We start from the raw sequence: 15,779 nt of genomic DNA, 5'->3' as shown, positions 1-15,779 counted from the left end.
GGGCCGATGCTGAACAGCGCCCGACTGCACGTCCTCCTGGAGATCGCCCGCCGGGGCACCATCGTGGCCGCGGCACAGGCCCTGCACCTGAGCCCGTCCGCCATCTCGCACCAGCTCGCCCGTCTGGAGCAGGAGCTGGGTGTCGCGCTGGTGGAACGGGCCCCGCAGTCCCTGCGCCTGACGCCCGCGGGTGTCCGGCTGGCCGAGCACGCCCAGGCGATCGCCGATCTGATGGCCGTCGCCCAGGACGACCTGCGGGCGCACGCCCAGGCCGCGGCCGGCGTGCTGCGGATCGGCTTCTTCGCCTCCGCCGGACTGGACCTGCTGCCCCGGGCGCTGGCCGCCTTCGCCGCCGGGCACCCGCAGGTGGAGCTGGAACTCATCATGGGCCAGCCGCACGAGCTGGTCCCGGACCTGGAGGCCGGCCGACTGGACGCGGCCGTCGTCTTCGAGCACCCGCTGGACCCGTGGTGCCGCCGGGCGGCGGTGGACGTGCGGATGTACTTCGACGAGCCGCAGCTGGTCGTGGTGCCGCTGCGGCACCGGCTCGGGCGGCGCTCGGTGGTGCGGCTGGCCGAGCTGGAGGGCGAGAGCTGGATCGGCACCCACGGCGGCAGCACCGGCGAGCCGGTGCTCGAACGCGCCTGCGCCGCCGAGGGGTTCCGCCCCCGGGTGCGCTGCCGCAGCGACCACTACCAGGTGACCATCAACCTCGCACGGGCCGGCATGGGCGTCGCGCTGATCCCGGCGCTCGGCCTGGCCGACAGCGCCGGGGTGCACGTGTGCCGGCTGGACCATCCGCAGCTGTACCGCCGGATCGGGGTGGCCACCCGGCCCACCAACCGCAATCCGGTGCTGCGCGCCTTCCTCGCCGAACTCGGCTCCGCCGCCGGGGAGATCAGGTCGCTGCTGGACATGCGGTGGGGCGCCTGACCTCCCCCGCGGCGCTGTACGGTTCCCGGCTCTGTGCGGCGGGCCGCGGCTGTGCGATGCTGCACCCGCCAGCACCCGTCCACCGAGGGGGAACCCCGTGATCCGCCGGATCTCCGCACTCCTGGTCGCCGCCGCGGCCCTGCTGTCCGTCGCGGCGACGGCGGCGACGACCCACGACCGGCACGCCTCGACCTCCGTCGTCGCCGAGGAGGCCGAGGACTCCACCGCGGGCGGACACACGCCGAACCGCTCGGAGCCGACCGGCCGTTGAGCCCACCCGCTGGCTCAGGCGGGTCGGCTCAGGCCGGCCGGCTCTGGCGGTTCGGCGCAGGCCGGCCGGTTCAGGCGGGTCGCTGGGCCCAGGCCGCGAGGGCGCGGCCGACGTCCCGGATGGCGTGCACGGCGGCCCGTTCGGTGCTGGGCCCGAGCGCCACGTCCCAGTGCGCGACGACCGCGTAGGCCACCCGGCGGGCGCCCACGATGACGCCCGCGTCGGCCCGTACCCCGGTGTCCGTGCCGGTCTTGTTGGCGACCAGCAGGCGGCCGGGCAGCGGCGCGGGGAAGCCGGGGGCGAACGGGTCGTGGTCGATCAGCGCGGGCACCAGGCCGTGGTCGGTGTTGGCGCGCATCCAGCCGAGCAGCCGGGCCGAGGCGGCCGGGCCTGCCATGGTGCCCCGGACCGCGAGGGCCACCAGCCGGGCCAGGTCGCGGGCGGTGCCGGTGGCGAAGACCGGCGGGACGTCCGGCCCGCGCTCGTCGCGCACCCGGTCGTGCAGGGTGAGCCGTTCCAGTCCGAGCTCGCGCGCCAGCCGGGCGGTGGCCGGCAGGCCGACCAGCCGCAGCAGGGCGTTGGTGGCGGTGTTGTCGCTGACCGCGGCGGTCAGCCAGGCCAGGTCCTCCACCGTCCAGTCGGGGCGGCTCAGCCGGCCGAGCAGGCCGGTGCCGCCGGTGACGTCCTCGGGGAGGATCTCCACCGGCTGTCCGGCCGTCAGTTCCCCGGATTCCAGCCGCCGGGCGACCTCGGCGAGCAGCAGCAGCTTGGAGGCGCTGGCGACAGGCAGGACGACGGTGTCGTCCACCCCGACCGCACCGGCGTCGACTCCACGGTCCGCCTCGGCGGCGTCCACGTCGACGGCGGCCACCGCGAGGGTCAGCGGCAGCGCCGCGGAGCTGCGCGCGGCGGCGGCCACCTGGGCGAGGCTCATCGGACCCGCACCACCTCTCCGGCCCGGATCGCGGTCGGCCGGCCGCCGCGCACCGCGACCCGCCCGGCCACCACGACGGCCTCCACGCCCACCGGCGGCAGCAGCGGCCGCTCGAAGGTCGCGCCGTCCAGGACGGCCGCCGGGTCGAGCACCACCAGGTCCGCGACGGCGCCGTCCCGGACCACGCCGCGCCCGGCCAGCCGGAACCGTTCGGCGGGCAGGCCGGTCATCTTGTGCACCGCGAGCTCCAGTGGCAGCAGCCCCTGCTCGCGCCCGTAGTGACCGAGCACCCGGGCGAAGCTGCCCGCCCAGCGGGGGTGCGGGCGGCCGGGTTTGGGCACCCCGTCCGAGCCGATCATCGACAGCGGGCTGGCCAGCACCCGGCGGACGTCGTCCTCGCGCATCGAGTGGCTGATGATGGTCACCTCGCCCTGCGCCTCCAGCAGCAGGTCGCAGACGAGGTCCACCGGGTCGGCGCCGCGCTCGGCGGCCAGGTCGGCGATCCGGCGGCCCTCGGCCGTCCGGCGGGCGGGCGCGGCGGCCACCGAGATCAGGTCCCAGCCGCCGTTGCCGACGGTGTTCTCCCAGCCCTCGACGCCGTGCGCGATGTCCGCCCGGATCCGGTCCCGCACCTCCTTGCTGCGCAGCCGCTCCAGCAGCGCGGCCGGCCCGCCCTCGCTGGTCCACGGCGGCAGCATTGCGTGCAGCACGGTGCTGCCGGCGGTGTACGGGTAGACGTCGCAGAGCACGTCCACGCCCTCGGCGCGGGCCTGCTCCAGGCGCGGCAGGGTCCGCAGGGTGGCGCCCCAGGCGTGCCGCCCGGCGGTCTTGTGGTGGGAGACCTGGAGCGGGGCGCCGGAGCGCACCGCGATCTCCAGCGCCTCCTCCAGCGCCTTCTCCACCTGGGACATCTCGTCGCGCAGGTGCGTCACGTACGGCTTGCCGTGCCGCGCGGCGACCTTCGCCAGGGCCACGATCTCCTCGGTGTCCGCGTAGACGCCGGGCGGGTAGATCAGCCCGGTGGAGAGTCCGGCCGCGCCCTGGGCCAGTGCCCGGTCGAGCAGCCCGCACATGGCGGCCAGCTCCTGATCGGTGGGCGGGCGGTCCTCGAAGCCCATCACTCCGGCGCGCAGCGTGCCGTGGCCGACCAGCGAGGCGATGTGGTTGCGGCGCAGTTCGGGCCGCTGGCCGGCGGCGAAGGCGTCGAAGTCCTCGGCGGGCAGCACCGGTCCGAGGCCGAAGGAGACCCGCAGGTGCTCGGCCAGTTCGGGCAGCCGCCCGGGCAGCGCCGGGAACAGGCTGATCCCGCAGTTGCCGCTGATCTCGGTGGTGACGCCCTGGAGCAGCGGGGCCAGCCGCAGCTCGTCCAGGGCGTCGCCGTCGGTGTGGGTGCCGCCGCCGAAGGGGGCGGCGAGCGCGTCCGAGTGGGTGTGGACGTCGATGAAGCCGGGGGTGACGACCCGCCCGGTGACGTCCAGGGTCTCGGCCGCGGTCACGGCGGTGCCGGGCGGCAGTACGGTGACCCGGCCGTCGGCGACGGCGAGGTCGGCCGGACGGGCGGGCGCCCCGGTGCCGTCCACCAGGGTGGCGCCGCGCAGCAGCAGGTCGACCGGGGTCGTGGTCACGTCCGCTCCCATCAGTCCCATCGCTCCCATCAGAGCACCGTCGAGAGGAAGGCCCGGGTGCGGTCGTGCCGCGGGGCGGTGAACACCTCGGCCGGGCTGCCGGCCTCCACGACGGCGCCCTGGTCCATGAAGACGACCCGGTCGGCGACCTCGCGGGCGAAGCCCATCTCGTGGGTGACGACGATCATCGTCATGCCGCTGCGGGCGAGGTCGCGCATCACCCCGAGCACCTCGCCGACCAGCTCCGGGTCGAGCGCGGAGGTGGGCTCGTCGAAGAGCATCAGGGTCGGCTCCATGGCCAGCGCCCGGGCGATCGCGACCCGCTGCTGCTGGCCGCCGGAGAGCTGGGCCGGGTAGTGGTCGGCGCGGTCGGCCAGGCCGACCCGGGCGAGCAGTTCGCGGGCCCGGCGCTCGGCCTCCCCGCGGGGGCGGCCCTTGACCGCGATCGGGCCCTCCATGACGTTCTGGAGCGCGGTGCGGTGCGGGAAGAGGTGGAAGCGCTGGAAGACCATGCCGATCCGCTCGCGCTGGTGGCGGATGTCGCGCGGCCGACGCTCGCGCAGCCTGCTGCCGGAGGCGCCGTACGACTCGTAGCCGACCGGTTCGCCGTCCACCTCGATCCGCCCGGCGTCGATCTTCTCCAGGTGGTTGAAGCAGCGCAGCAGGGTGGACTTGCCGGAGCCGGAGGGGCCGATCACGCAGAGCACCTCCCCCGCCCGGACCTCCAGGTCGATGCCGCGCAGCACCTCCAGGTCCCCGAACCGCTTGCGCACCTTCCGGGCCGACAGGACCACCTCGGCGGCCGGCTTCCCCAGGTCCGTGGTCGTCACTTGACCTCCCCCTTCTTCACGCGCTTTCCCGCTCCGCCGCGCCCCGGGCGCAGGTTGGCCAGCACCCGGCGGTGCAGCGCCGGCGGGGCGCCGGCCGGGTTGAACCTCCGCTCCACCGCGTGCTGGGCGACGCTCGCGACGGTGGTGAGCACCAGGTACCAGATGGACGCGACGATCAGCAGCGCGATCACCTCGAAGTTGGCGAGGTAGAGGTGCTGGGAGACGGTCATCAGGTCGGCGCCGGCGATGACGGAGACCAGCGAGGTGGTCTTCAGCATCGAGATGAACTGGTTGCCGAACGGCGGGATGATCACCCGCATCGCCTGCGGCAGCACCACCCGGGTGAGGATCTGCCGGTTGGACATGCCCAGCGAGGCGCCCGCCTCGCGCTGCCCTGGGTCGACGCTCTGGATGCCGGCCCGGACGATCTCGGACATGTAGGCGCCCTCGTTGATCGACAGGCCGAGCAGCGCCGCCACGAAGCCGGTGATCAGGGTGTTGGACTGCCAGCTGACCAGCTTGGGCCCGTCGAACGGGATGCCGATGCTGATCTCCGGGAAGAGCAGCGCCAGGTTGAACCAGAAGATCAGCTGGACCAGCAGCGGGGTGCCGCGGAAGAACCAGGTGTACGCGCCGGCGGTGGTCCGCAGCACCGGGCTGTCGGACAGCTGCATCACCGCGGCCACCACGCCGATGACGATGCCCACCGCCTGGGAGATCAGGGTGAGTTGGACCGTCACCCAGAGCCCTTCCAGGATCACGCCGTCGAACTGGTACTTGGCGACGATGTCCCAGTGCAGGTTGGGGTTGACGATGACGGTCCAGGCGAGCCAGACGGCGACGAAGGCGGCCGCCAGCACGGCGAACCAGCGTGCCGGGCGGGGCCGGCCGGTCACCTCGAAGGCCAGGTCGTCGTCGACGGGGCCCGCGGCGGCCGTTCGGGGTGCCGGGGCGGGCGTCGCGGGGTCGGCGGGGATCGCGGGCTCAGCGGGAATCTCGGGGCCGGCGGGGATCCCGGGGTCTCTCATGTCGGTGCTCATCTCGTCGGTGCCGCCGTTCTCACTGCGCCGCATTGACGGTGGCGCGCTCCACCGCGCTGCCGCCGACCTGGTAGGTGTCCAGCACCTTGCGGTACTCGCCGCTCTCGATCAGCTCCTGGAGCGCCTTCTGCACCGCGTCGCGCAGCCCGGCGTCCTTCTTCGCGACCGCGATGCCCCACGGCGCCGTGCCGTACTGCTCCGGCAGCACCTCGTAGGAGCCGCTGTTCTGCACGAACATCTGCGCCACCGGGTAGTCCACGATCGTGGCGACGGCCCGCTCGCTGTCCAGCTGGAGCAGCCCGGTCGGGGCGTCCTCGCTCTGCGAGATCGCCATCCTGGTGGCGCACTTGGCGTTCTGCTGCTCGCCGATCTCCAGGTTGGAGCTGCCCTTGGCGAGGACCACCTTCTTGCCGCAGAGGTCCTCGATGGACTTGATGCCCTCGGGGTTGCCCTTCTTCGTCATGATCACGCCGCCGGTGCGGAAGTAGTCGACGAAGTCGACGGCCTGGCGGCGCTGCGCGCTGTCCGTCATGGAGGACATCACCAGGTCGTAGCGGCCGGCCTGGAGGCCGGGGATCAGGCCGTCGAAGGAGGAGTTGGCGAGCTCCAGCTTCAGCCCGAGCCTCCCGGCGACGGCGGCGGCGAGGTCCGGGTCGACCCCGGTCAGCTCGGTGGTGCCGGTCTTGTACATCTCCATCGGCGGGTAGCCGACGGAGGTGGCCACTCTGAGGACGCCGCTCTGCTTGTTCTTCGCCGGGAGCAGCTCGGCGGCGCTCTTCCCGGAGTTCTGTCCGGCCTGCGCCGCGCCGGCGGCCGGGGAGCCGCCCTGGTCGGAGCGCCCGCAGGCGGTGGCGGCCAGGACGACCAGGGACAGTGCGGCCAGACAGCGCAGGGAACGGGGGCGGTTCATCGGCTACTCCCTCGGGCGGTGACGGTGCGCCGATGCTGGCAGCCGGGTCCGGGTGAACGGAAGATGATGAAGCCATTGCTGCCTCACCAACGATTTTGGTACGGCTGACCGCCCTGTCCTGCGGACTTCCGGCCGTGCCCGACCGTGCCCGCCCGTGCCCGACCGACCGGGTCAACCAGTCAGTTGTCAGCCGGTCAGCCGGTCAGCCGGTGAGCCACGGGGCCTCCGGCAGCTTGGCGTCCGCCTGCCGCCCGGTGAGCTCGACGGTGGTGGGGGTCCCCAGCCCCGGCATCCGCATCGTGACCCGGCGCAGCCCGCCGTCGCCGTCGACCCAGTAGGTCAGCGGCGAGCGGGCGCCGTCGGGCGCGGAGCCCTGCGCGCGCGGACCGGCGAAGCGGTCGTAGCCCTTGCCGTCGATCCGGTCCCGGCCCAGCCAGCGGGCCCCGGACTGGGCGAGCAGCAGCGGGTTGTCGGGGCGGTCCGCGCCGAGCTGGACCAGCAGGTTCAGTCCGGCGTCCAGCGGGTCCGCCGTGTAGGTCCGCGGTGACCAGCCCTGGCGCGGGATGCGCTCGGCCTGCTGCCAGGCCGGGGCATCGGTGGCGGGGGCGGTGGCGGTGTCGGTGCCGGCCCGGTCGGGGGCCAGCCCGAGGCCGCCGGTGTCCCAGACGATCAGGCCGTGGTCCAGCGGTCCGCTCGCACCGGTGGTCCGGTAGCGGCCGACCCCCCGGTGGTTGCGGTAGTCGACGACCCCGTCGACCCGGATGGTGACGCCCCCGCCCTCCTCGGCCGTGAGCGTCACCGCCACCGGGCTCGCCTGGTAGAGGTTCAGGCGCGACAGGGCGAGCCGGCCGGCCTCGTCGGTGGTCACCGGGCGTTCGACGGCCTCGTCGGAGACCGTCCGGTAGACGGCCACGCCGCCCGCCGCGGCGCCGCACACCACGATCGCGATCAGGGCCTTGAGCCAGTGGGACCGCCGGGGCCCGCGGCCTTCGGCCTTCGTCCTGCGGGGCATGCAGCCGCTCCCTTTCCTCGGTCGGACACGACAGTCGGGCGGGCCCGGGGACCAACGGTCCCACGAACCCGCCCGATCGGGCCCGCTGCCGGGCCCCTTTCACGTACCCCGCGCGGGGCTAGCCGCGCCGGGCGGCCTTGCGCCTGCGGGCCATCAGCACCGTGGCGGTGCCGAGGGCGATCAGCGCCGCCGCGCTGGTCAACACGATCGGCATCCCTTCACCCGCACCGGTGTTGGGCAGGTGCCCGGACACCGGGGGCACCGGGGCCGGGGGCACCGGAGCCGCCGACGTCGGCGCCGGGGTCGGCGTCTCGGTCGGGGTGGGCGTCGGGGTCGGCGTCGGGGTGGGGATCAGCTTGTTGACGGCTGTCACCTCCACACCGGCGTCGAGGTTCGCCGAGGTCAGCTTCAGCGGCCCGAGGACGGTGACCTCCGGCGCCGCGTAGCCGTCCGGCGGGCTCAGCTCCTGCCAGTAGTACGTCCCCGGCACGCCGGTGCCCTGGCAGATGCCGTCGGCACCGGTCGTGCAGGGCTCACCGACCTTGGTGTCGGGCTTGTCGCCGGTCGGCTGGAGCCCGTCGGTCCCGTTGGTCTCGTGCCACAGCTGGAACTTGGCGCCGGCCAGCGGCTTGCCGTCCTGGTCGTGCTTGACCAGGCGCAGCGCGCCCTCCTGCAGCCGGAAGCCGAAGTCGTAGGTGTGGTCGTTCTCGCCGGGGCCGCCGGTGGTCAGCGCCCGCTCCGGGAACCTGCCGTCCTTCGGGACGATGCCCTTGGAGTCGATGAAGTGGTTGTCACCGACGTCGTGGTCGGTCGGCACCCACTGGAAGAGGGGGCCGTCCTTGGCGTAGTCCGCCGGGTTGTCCAGCTTGATCGTGTACTTGGTCCTCGGCTTGAGGCCGCCCTCGACGTTGCTGTCGTCGAAGTAGTACTCGCCGCGCTTGGTCGTCTTCGTCGTGCCGACGAGCTTCCCCGCCTCGTCGTACAGGTGGACGGTGGCACCCGGCACCGGCTTCTGGCCCGGCAGTTGGAGGCCGCTGCGCTCGGGGTCGTACCAGACCCGGTTGCCGATCTGGAGCGGAGCCTGGTCGCAGAGCACCTCCAGGTCGCCCATCGCGGCGCCCTTGCCGAACGGCGGGACGCCCGGGCCCGTGTTGAGCCGCACGCCGCCGTCCGCCTTGCCGTCGCGCTTCTGGAAGGCGCTGCCGTAACCGAAGGCCTTGCTGTCGCTGTCGTAGCCCGAGATCGCGATGGAGTCCTCGACCTTCGAGAACGCCATCCCGGCATTGGCGGGGTTGTTGTGGCCGATCCGGCTGTTGTCGAAGAACCGCTGGCCCCGGGCGGTGGACCCGCAGCCCAGGTTGGTGTCCAGCACGTAGGTGCCGTTCACCGGGCAGGCCTTGAGGAGGTCGCCGCCGGGCAGGACCATGGAGCCCTGGCCGGCCGTCGGACCGGCCGCCGACTGGTCGCCGAAGCGGTCCCGGAAGGCGAGCAGCATCGAGCCGTCGGTCTCGAAGGCGATCTCGGCCACCGCCGGCTCGGGGTTGGCCAGGTAGTTGGCCCCGCAGGCATGGCCGTTCTGGGCGGTCGGGAAGGTGTCCTGCCACGGGAACCAGCTGGAGCCGGGGCACGGGGTACCGACCGTGTTGCCGCGCGGGTAGTCGAGCGGCTGGTTCAGCACCGCCGACTTGAACGCGCCGGTGGCCAGGTCGAACGGCAGCACCACGGCCCGCAGGTCCGAGGCCTTGCCGGTGGACTCGCCCGAGCAGACGCCGCCGAGGAAGCCGGCGCCGTCCTGGATGCCGAGGCCGTACGGACGCCAGTCTCCCGGCGCCGGGCAGCCCGGGTCCGGAATGGCGTAGGCGGCCTTGGGCGTGGCCGCCGTCGCCGCGGTGGCGTCGTAGCGGTAGAGCTTGCGGTCGTGCAGGTTGACGACGAAGAGGTCCTTGCCGTCGTCGGTGATCTTGATGCCGCCGAGGCTCTCCTTGCCCGCCGCGGCCAGGAAGTCGTCGTCGTTGCCCGGGCTGTGCGGGGTGGTGCCCGCGTCCGGGACGGTGGCGAACAGCGTGGTCTTCTTCGTCGCCCAGTCGGTGACGTAGATCCCGCCCGGGCCGCCGGGACCGTAGCTGGTGGTCCGCTTGGCCTGGGCCGAGGAGAACACCCGCCGGTCGGCCTTGTTCCAGGCGATGCCGTACAGGTTGCCGGTCTGCCCGGCCGTGGCCACGTCGGTCAGGGTGAAGTCGGTACCGGCCGTTCCGCGGGAGTCGTACGGGAAGGACACCAGCGTGTGCTGGGCGTCGCCCTCCCGGGGCGGGTTCTGGCAGGTCGACACCAGCGGCGCGTTCTTCTGGCAGTAGTCACCCGGGCTCCAGAGCCCGGTGGTGATCTCCACCTTCTTGCCGCCGGAGAGGTCGACGAACTCCTCGTTGGAGCTCAGCTTGTTCGCCCCGCCGTCCAGGCCCTCGCGGGAGGCGAAGGCCGGGTAGAGCACGCCCGGCTTCGGATTCACCACCTGGACCCGGTACTTGCCGCCGGTCAGCTTGCTCGCGGCCGGTGCCAGCGTCACCGTGCCGTCCGCCGCCGTGGTGCCCTCGATGGAGACCCCGGCCTCGTCGGTGAGCGTCACCTTCACGCCCGCCATGCCCGATTCCAGCCCGGGCGTCCACACACCGTCGGTGTCCACGGCCCGGATCACATGGACCGCCACCGTGCCGTCACCGGTCTGGGGGAAGGCCGGAGGGGCCGCCGCCAGGGACCAGGAACCGGCCAGCACGGCCAGCGTCACCGCGCCGCCCGCGGTGCGAAGGCCCGTGGCACGGCGGCCGGGCGGGCCCGTCCGCCGCCCGCCGGGGCCGCGCGCGGCACCGGCGGTTCGTTCACTTGTCGTCGTCATCCCTGCTCTCATCGTCAAGTTGGGCCTGCCGCCCGACCTCATGAGCGAGTTCGAGAGTGGCGGAAAGCCGCCATTGTTAACGGGAGCCTAAAGGGACTTCACACAAGTTCGCCGGGGAACAAGGAACTTTGACCCGTCATCAGGCGTTACGAGACCGTCGCGGCCGTCCGGCCGGCCCCCGCCCGCACCCGGCTGACCAGCGGGGACCGTCCGGCCACGCCCCGCCGCCGGCGATCGCCGCCCTCCCGCGCCGTTGACCGTCGAACACGCTTCCCGCCGGAACCCCGCACATCCGCCCCGACTCACCCACCCCACGCACAACTTGAGCAACGGTCGCGCACCGATTGGCCCCGGCGCGGGGCGGGCTGGCACGATGTCCGAATGCGCATTCTGGTCATCGGCGGCACCCGCTTCATCGGTTTCCACTTCGCCGAGGCGGCCCTGGCCGCCGGGCACGAGGTCACGGTGCTGCACCGCGGCCGTTCCGGCCCCGGACTGCTCCCGGACGCCACCCACCTGATCGCCGACCGCGACGCCGACCTGTCCGCGCTGCGCGGCCGCAGCTGGGACGCCACCGTCGACCTCTGCGCCTACTTCCCACGCCAGGTACGGGAGTTGGCCGCCGCTCTCGATCCCGGCGCGGCCGGGCGCTACCTGCTGGTCTCCTCGCTCTCGGTGTACGACACCCCGGCCGCCCCGGGCTTCGCCGAGGACTCCCCGCTGCTCCCCGCCGACGGCCCGGAGGCCGCGGAGGTCACCGCCGAGACCTACGGCGTCCTCAAGGTCCAGTGCGAGCGCGCCGCCCGGGAGGCCTTCGGCCCGCAGACGCTGCTGATCCGCCCGACGTACGTGATCGGCCCCCGCGACTACACCCACCGCTTCGACCACTGGGTGCAGCGCCTCGCCCGGGGCGGCGAGGTACTCGCCCCGGGCCGGCCGGACGCGCCGCTCCAGGTGGTCGACGTCCGCGACCTCACCGCCTGGATGCTCGGCCTCCTCGCACAGGGCGCCCGCGGCGCCTACCACGCCGCCACACCCCCGCCGTTCGGCATGGGCGACCTCCTGGACGCCGTCGCCGCCGCGGTCGCCCCGCCCGGCACCACCCTCACCTGGGTGTCCGAGGACTTCCTGCGCGCCGCCGGCGTCCCGGAGCGCGCCCTGCCGCTGTGGCCCGCCGCCCCGGAGATCCGCGCCACCAGCACCGCCGATCCGGCCGCCGCCCTCGCCACCGGGCTGACCCTCCGCCCGGTGGCCGAGACCGCCCGCGACATCCGGCCGTTCGAGCCCCTGCCGGACGCCCTGGCCCCGGAGCGGGAGGCCGAACTCCTCGCCGCCTGGCACCGGCGGCAGGCCTGAGGGCCACCGCCACAGCCATCGCAGCCACAGCCGCCGCAGCCACCACCGCAGCCACCGGCACGGGGCCGACCGCCGCCCCGCAGCAGCCGGTCCGGCCCCGGCCCGGACATCTCCCGGGCCGGGGCCCACGCGCCGCCTCGCCCCCGTCCCGCTTCGCCCCCCGCGCCGCTCGGCCTGCGGGGCCGCTCAGCCCGCGACGGGCGGGTTGAGCCGGGCGAAGGCCTCCTGCCGGCGGTACGGGAAGTACGGGTACGGCGCGGTGCGCACGCTCGCCGCGTCCAGCCGGGCCACCTGGTCCTCCGTCAGCGCCCAGCCGACCGCGCCGAGGTTCTGGCGCAGCTGCTCCTCGTTGCGGGCGCCGATGATGACCGAGGAGACGGTCGGACGGCGCAGCAGCCAGTTGATCGCCACCTGGGGGACGGTGCGGCCGGTCTCGGCGGCGACCTCGTCCAGCGCGTCGACCACCCGGTACAGCAGCTCGTCCTCCACCGGCGGGCCGTAGTCGGCGGTGTCGTGCAGCCGGCTGCCGTCCGGGAGCGGCTGCCCGCGGCGGATCCTCCCGGTGAGCCGGCCCCAGCCGAGCGGGCTCCAGACCAGGGCCCCGACGCCCTCCTCCCGGGCGAGCGGCATCAGCTCCCACTCGTAGTCGCGGCCGACGAGCGAGTAGTAGACCTGGTGGGCGGCGTACCGGGGGCGGCCGTGCCGGTCGGCGAGGGCGAGGGACTTCATCAGCTGCCAGCCGGAGAAGTTGGAGACGCCGGTGTAGCGGATCTTGCCGGCCCGGACCAGGTCCTCCAGGGTCGCGAGCACCTCCTCGATCGGGGTGCCGGCGTCGTAGGCGTGCAGCTGGAAGAGGTCCAGGTGGTCGGTGCCGAGGCGGCGCAGCGCGTCCTCCACGCTCCGCACCAGCCGGGCGCGGGAGGTGCCGGCGTCCTGCGGGCCGTCGCCGGTGGGCAGTCCGGCCTTGGTGGAGATCAGCACCTGGTCGCGGCGGCCGCGGATCGCCTGGCCGAGCACCTCCTCGGAGGCGCCGTCGGAGTAGACGTCGGCGGTGTCGAAGAGGGTGACACCGGCGTCGATGGCGATGTCGAGCAGCCGACGGGCCTCCTGGACGTCGGTGGTGCCCCAGGCGCCGAACAGCGGGCCGCGGCCGCCGAAGGTGCCGGTGCCGAGGCTGAGCGCGGGCACCTTGAGCCCGGACGCGCCGAGCCGGCGGTACTCCATGTCGGTGGCGATGGTCATGGTGGTTCTCCCCTCGAGCCCCTAATGGGACTCCCGTTCCTTTAGGATGTCCTGAACCTAGCAGACTCCCACCTTCTAATGGAACAGGAATCCCGTTAATGGCCGTCGAGCCCTCCACACCCGAGCCCTCCACGCCCGGCACGGTCCGCCCCGGCGGCCGGACCGCCCGGGTCCGCGCCGCCGTCCTGCGCGCCGCCGAGGACGCCCTGGTCGAGCACGGCTTCGGCGGCCTCGACCTCGGCGACATCGCCCAGCGGGCCGAGGTCGGCCGCACCACCGTCTACCGCCGCTGGGGCAGCACCACCGCCCTGGTCGCGGACCTGCTCGCGGACATGGCCGAGCAGTCGCTGCCGCGCACCGACAGCGGCTCCCTCGCCGGGGACCTGCGGGCCAACGCCCGGCTCGTCCAGCGCACCCTGGCCGACCCGCGGCAGGGCGCGCTCTTCCGCGCCGTCATCGTGGCGGCGACCTGCGACCCGGACGCGGCCGAGGCCCTGCGGCACTTCTACCGGCGCCGGGTCGAGGAGTGGGCGCCGTGCGTCACCGCGGCCGTCGAGCGCGGCGAACTCCCGCCGGACACCGACGGGTGCGAGGTCGTGCGGGCGGTCTCGGCGCCGCTCTACTACCGGATGCTCACCACCGCGGAGCCGCTGGACGAGGCGGCCGCCGACCGTGCGGCGGAGGCCGCCGAGGCGGCGGCCCGGGCCGGGGCGTACCGGCGCCGGGACGCGTAGGGCCGGTACGCCCCGGACGCGAACGGCCGGTTCCCAGGGACGCGAACGGCCGCACAGCGCCGAAGCGTTGTGCGGCCGTCGGGCCCGGGCGGGCCGAGGTGGGCCCGGAGGAGGCCGGGAGGGCACGGGAAGGACCGGGAAGGCCCCGGGGCGTCAGCCCTCGTCCAGGTCCTCGTACTCCTCGCGCAGGTTCTCCAACAGGCCCACCCAGAGGTCCGACTCGTCCGGCCCCTGCCCCGCCGCGGCCACCAGCGCGGCGAACTCGTCCAGTGCGGCCCTGGCGTCCCCACCGCGGATCCGGCCCTCCAGACGGGCCAGCAGCGCCAGCGCGCCGATCACCTTGGGCAGCGAGTCGGCCGCCCGGCCGCCGCAGCCGCTCCCGTGGTCCCAGCCGTTCGGGTCGTAGATCCGAACGGCGCCGGTGTCGCCGGCCACCATCAGGTGCTGGTCGTCGAACGTGCCGACGCAGTACCCCCAGTTGTTCGGCGGGGTGTCGTCGTCCGGTGTGCGCTCGCCGAACAGCTCATCCAGGTCCGCCTCCCACATCCCGCGCTCGGGCAGCTTCGTGGCGTCGAAGCCGAGGAATTCCAGTTCGACGGCCGGCACGCCGACCTCGCTCAGGAACGCCCGGGCCTCCTTCGACGTCAGCCGCCCGGGCAGCGCCGCGGGCTCGGGCCGCCACAGCGTGCCGGGGCCGAAGCAGGACTCCAGCCAGGCCGCGTCGGGGTTCCGGACGGCGGCCGTCAGCTCGGCGTCGGTCGTGGTCATCGGTGCGTCTCCCCCGGTCGGAACGGTAACTCCGGCGCCATTCAAGCGCACCGCTCCGCCAGCGAGGGCCGCCGGGGACGGCCCCGACGGCCCTTCCGGGGCTCCGGCCCGACGGCCTAGAAGAAGCCGTCGTCCTCGTAGTAGTTGTTGACGACGACCTGCGGGTCGTCGTCGAAGGCCTCGTTCAGCAGCGCGCCGCCGACCAGGCCGGCCGCGCCGGCACCGATCAGCGCGCCGGTGCCGAAGCGACGCCCGCCCTGGGCCTGCTGGCCGGGCACCTGCGGCTGGCCCTGCTGGACCGGCTGCTGGACCGGCTGCGGGTAGCCGGCCGGCTGCGGGGTGTAGAACGGCGGCACGTTGGTCTGCACCCGCTGGGCGCAGGCCACGCAGGCCTCGATCTGGCGCGGCACGCCCCACTGCGGCGACCAGTACACCGCCGTGGTGCCGGCGCCGTGCGAGGGGTCGAAGAAACACGTCACGGGGGAACTCCCTGGTCCTGGCGGGGTCGTCGGAACGGCGGGTACGGCGGCGGGCAGCACGGCCGGCACCGCGGCCGCGACCGGCGGCGCGGGCAGCGCTACGGGCGGCGCGGGCGGGGCGACCGGCGGCTTCACCGGGGCGGGCGCGGCGGCGGGCGCCGGCTGCAGGACGTCCACGCCGAAGTCGGCGGCGATGCCCGCGAGCCCCGCAGCGTACCCCTGCCCGACCGCGCGGAACTTCCAGTCCGCGCCGTGCCGGTACAGCTCGCCGAACACCATCGCCGTCTCGCTGCCGGCCTCCGGCGCCACGTCGTACCGGGCCACCTCGGCACCGGTGTCCGGGTCGACGACCCGGATGTGGGCGCCGCGGACCTGCCCGAAGGACTGCCGCCGCTGCGCCGCGTCGTAGATCGCCACCGCGAAGACGATCTTCTCCACCCCGGCGGAGACCTCCGCGAGCCGGACCTCGATCTGCTCGCGGTCGGAGCCGCCGCCGGACCCGCCCTGGTGCCGGACCGAGCCGTCCGGGCTCTGCAGGTTGTTGAAGAAGACGAAGTGCTGGTCCGAGGCGACCTTCCCGTCCGCCCCGCAGAGCAGCGCGCTGGCGTCCAGGTCGTACCCGGCTCCGGCCGTCCAGCCGAGGCCCACCCGGACCACCCTCAGCCCGGGGGCCTGCTTGCCCAGGGAGACGTTGCCGCCCTTCGTCAGGGCCACGCTCATGGAACTCCTCCACCACCGTACGAGTACCGCTGTTC

Annotated in this window: 14 protein-coding genes; 4 read left to right on the top strand and 10 right to left on the bottom strand. The window is 74.2% G+C overall.

The features are described 5' to 3' along the window. The first annotated feature begins 6 nt into the window (after positions 1-6). Positions 7-933 carry a LysR family transcriptional regulator gene (locus ACFVUY_RS35735; protein ID WP_387693523.1) on the top strand — a complete coding sequence of 309 codons (927 nt, stop codon included), beginning with the start codon at positions 7-9 and terminating at the stop codon, positions 931-933. Positions 934-1,030: 97 nt separating this feature from the next. Next, positions 1,031-1,204, top strand: a complete 174-nt coding sequence (locus tag ACFVUY_RS35730; protein ID WP_387693522.1) for a hypothetical protein — start codon at positions 1,031-1,033, stop codon at positions 1,202-1,204. 70 nt (positions 1,205-1,274) lie between these two features. Here the strand turns inward: ACFVUY_RS35730 and ACFVUY_RS35725 are convergent, their stop codons facing one another. The 7 genes from ACFVUY_RS35725 to ACFVUY_RS35695 all read right to left on the bottom strand — a co-directional run bounded on the left by ACFVUY_RS35725 (position 1,275) and on the right by ACFVUY_RS35695 (position 10,445). Next, positions 1,275-2,138, bottom strand: coding sequence for a serine hydrolase (locus ACFVUY_RS35725; RefSeq protein ID WP_387736393.1), 864 nt, complete (start codon positions 2,136-2,138; stop codon positions 1,275-1,277). Further along, positions 2,135-3,793: an amidohydrolase family protein gene (locus ACFVUY_RS35720; RefSeq protein WP_387736392.1), complete on the bottom strand. Its 1,659-nt coding sequence runs from the start codon at positions 3,791-3,793 to the stop codon at positions 2,135-2,137. The genes ACFVUY_RS35725 and ACFVUY_RS35720 overlap by 4 nt, the downstream gene beginning before the upstream one ends. Continuing rightward, a complete protein-coding gene (locus ACFVUY_RS35715) occupies positions 3,793-4,593 on the bottom strand; it encodes an amino acid ABC transporter ATP-binding protein (RefSeq protein ID WP_387736391.1) in 801 nt (266 codons plus the stop codon). Before ACFVUY_RS35715 ends, ACFVUY_RS35720 begins: the two co-directional genes overlap by 1 nt. Beyond that, complete coding sequence (locus ACFVUY_RS35710) at positions 4,590-5,666, bottom strand: amino acid ABC transporter permease (RefSeq protein ID WP_387736390.1); 1,077 nt, start codon at positions 5,664-5,666, stop codon at positions 4,590-4,592. The genes ACFVUY_RS35715 and ACFVUY_RS35710 overlap by 4 nt, the downstream gene beginning before the upstream one ends. Then, positions 5,653-6,543, bottom strand: coding sequence for an ABC transporter substrate-binding protein (locus ACFVUY_RS35705; RefSeq protein WP_359900259.1), 891 nt, complete (start codon positions 6,541-6,543; stop codon positions 5,653-5,655). The genes ACFVUY_RS35710 and ACFVUY_RS35705 overlap by 14 nt, the downstream gene beginning before the upstream one ends. 202 nt (positions 6,544-6,745) lie before the next feature. Beyond that, entirely contained in the window at positions 6,746-7,555 is an 810-nt protein-coding gene (locus tag ACFVUY_RS35700) for a hypothetical protein (protein ID WP_359900257.1), read from the bottom strand. 118 nt (positions 7,556-7,673) lie between these two features. Continuing rightward, positions 7,674-10,445 carry an SdrD B-like domain-containing protein gene (locus tag ACFVUY_RS35695; RefSeq protein WP_387736389.1) on the bottom strand — a complete coding sequence of 924 codons (2,772 nt, stop codon included), beginning with the start codon at positions 10,443-10,445 and terminating at the stop codon, positions 7,674-7,676. Between the two features lie 381 nt (positions 10,446-10,826). Between ACFVUY_RS35695 and ACFVUY_RS35690 the strand changes: the two genes are divergently transcribed. Next, a complete protein-coding gene (locus ACFVUY_RS35690) occupies positions 10,827-11,801 on the top strand; it encodes an NAD-dependent epimerase/dehydratase family protein (protein WP_387693515.1) in 975 nt (324 codons plus the stop codon). A gap of 186 nt (positions 11,802-11,987) precedes the next feature. Here the strand turns inward: ACFVUY_RS35690 and ACFVUY_RS35685 are convergent, their stop codons facing one another. Then, on the bottom strand, positions 11,988-13,025 hold the full coding sequence (locus ACFVUY_RS35685) for an aldo/keto reductase (protein ID WP_387693570.1): 1,038 nt from the start codon (positions 13,023-13,025) through the stop codon (positions 11,988-11,990). Between the two features lie 116 nt (positions 13,026-13,141). Here ACFVUY_RS35685 and ACFVUY_RS35680 point away from each other — a divergent pair, with 116 nt between their 5' ends. Further along, positions 13,142-13,777, top strand: coding sequence for a TetR/AcrR family transcriptional regulator (locus tag ACFVUY_RS35680; protein ID WP_387736388.1), 636 nt, complete (start codon positions 13,142-13,144; stop codon positions 13,775-13,777). A gap of 153 nt (positions 13,778-13,930) precedes the next feature. On the opposite strand, the gene ACFVUY_RS35675 is transcribed toward ACFVUY_RS35680, so the two are convergent. Together ACFVUY_RS35675 and ACFVUY_RS35670 are read right to left on the bottom strand one after the other, a co-directional pair. After that, positions 13,931-14,545: an SUKH-4 family immunity protein gene (locus ACFVUY_RS35675; RefSeq protein WP_387736387.1), complete on the bottom strand. Its 615-nt coding sequence runs from the start codon at positions 14,543-14,545 to the stop codon at positions 13,931-13,933. Positions 14,546-14,661: 116 nt separating this feature from the next. Next, positions 14,662-15,744 carry a TerD family protein gene (locus tag ACFVUY_RS35670; protein ID WP_387736386.1) on the bottom strand — a complete coding sequence of 361 codons (1,083 nt, stop codon included), beginning with the start codon at positions 15,742-15,744 and terminating at the stop codon, positions 14,662-14,664. Between the last annotated feature and the right edge of the window lie 35 nt (positions 15,745-15,779).

It is taken from the genome of Kitasatospora sp. NPDC058063, from assembly GCF_042885395.1.
Taxonomy (GTDB): Bacteria; Actinomycetota; Actinomycetes; order Streptomycetales; family Streptomycetaceae; genus Kitasatospora; species Kitasatospora lactacystinica.
This window is presented reverse-complemented; position numbering and strand designations above follow the sequence as displayed.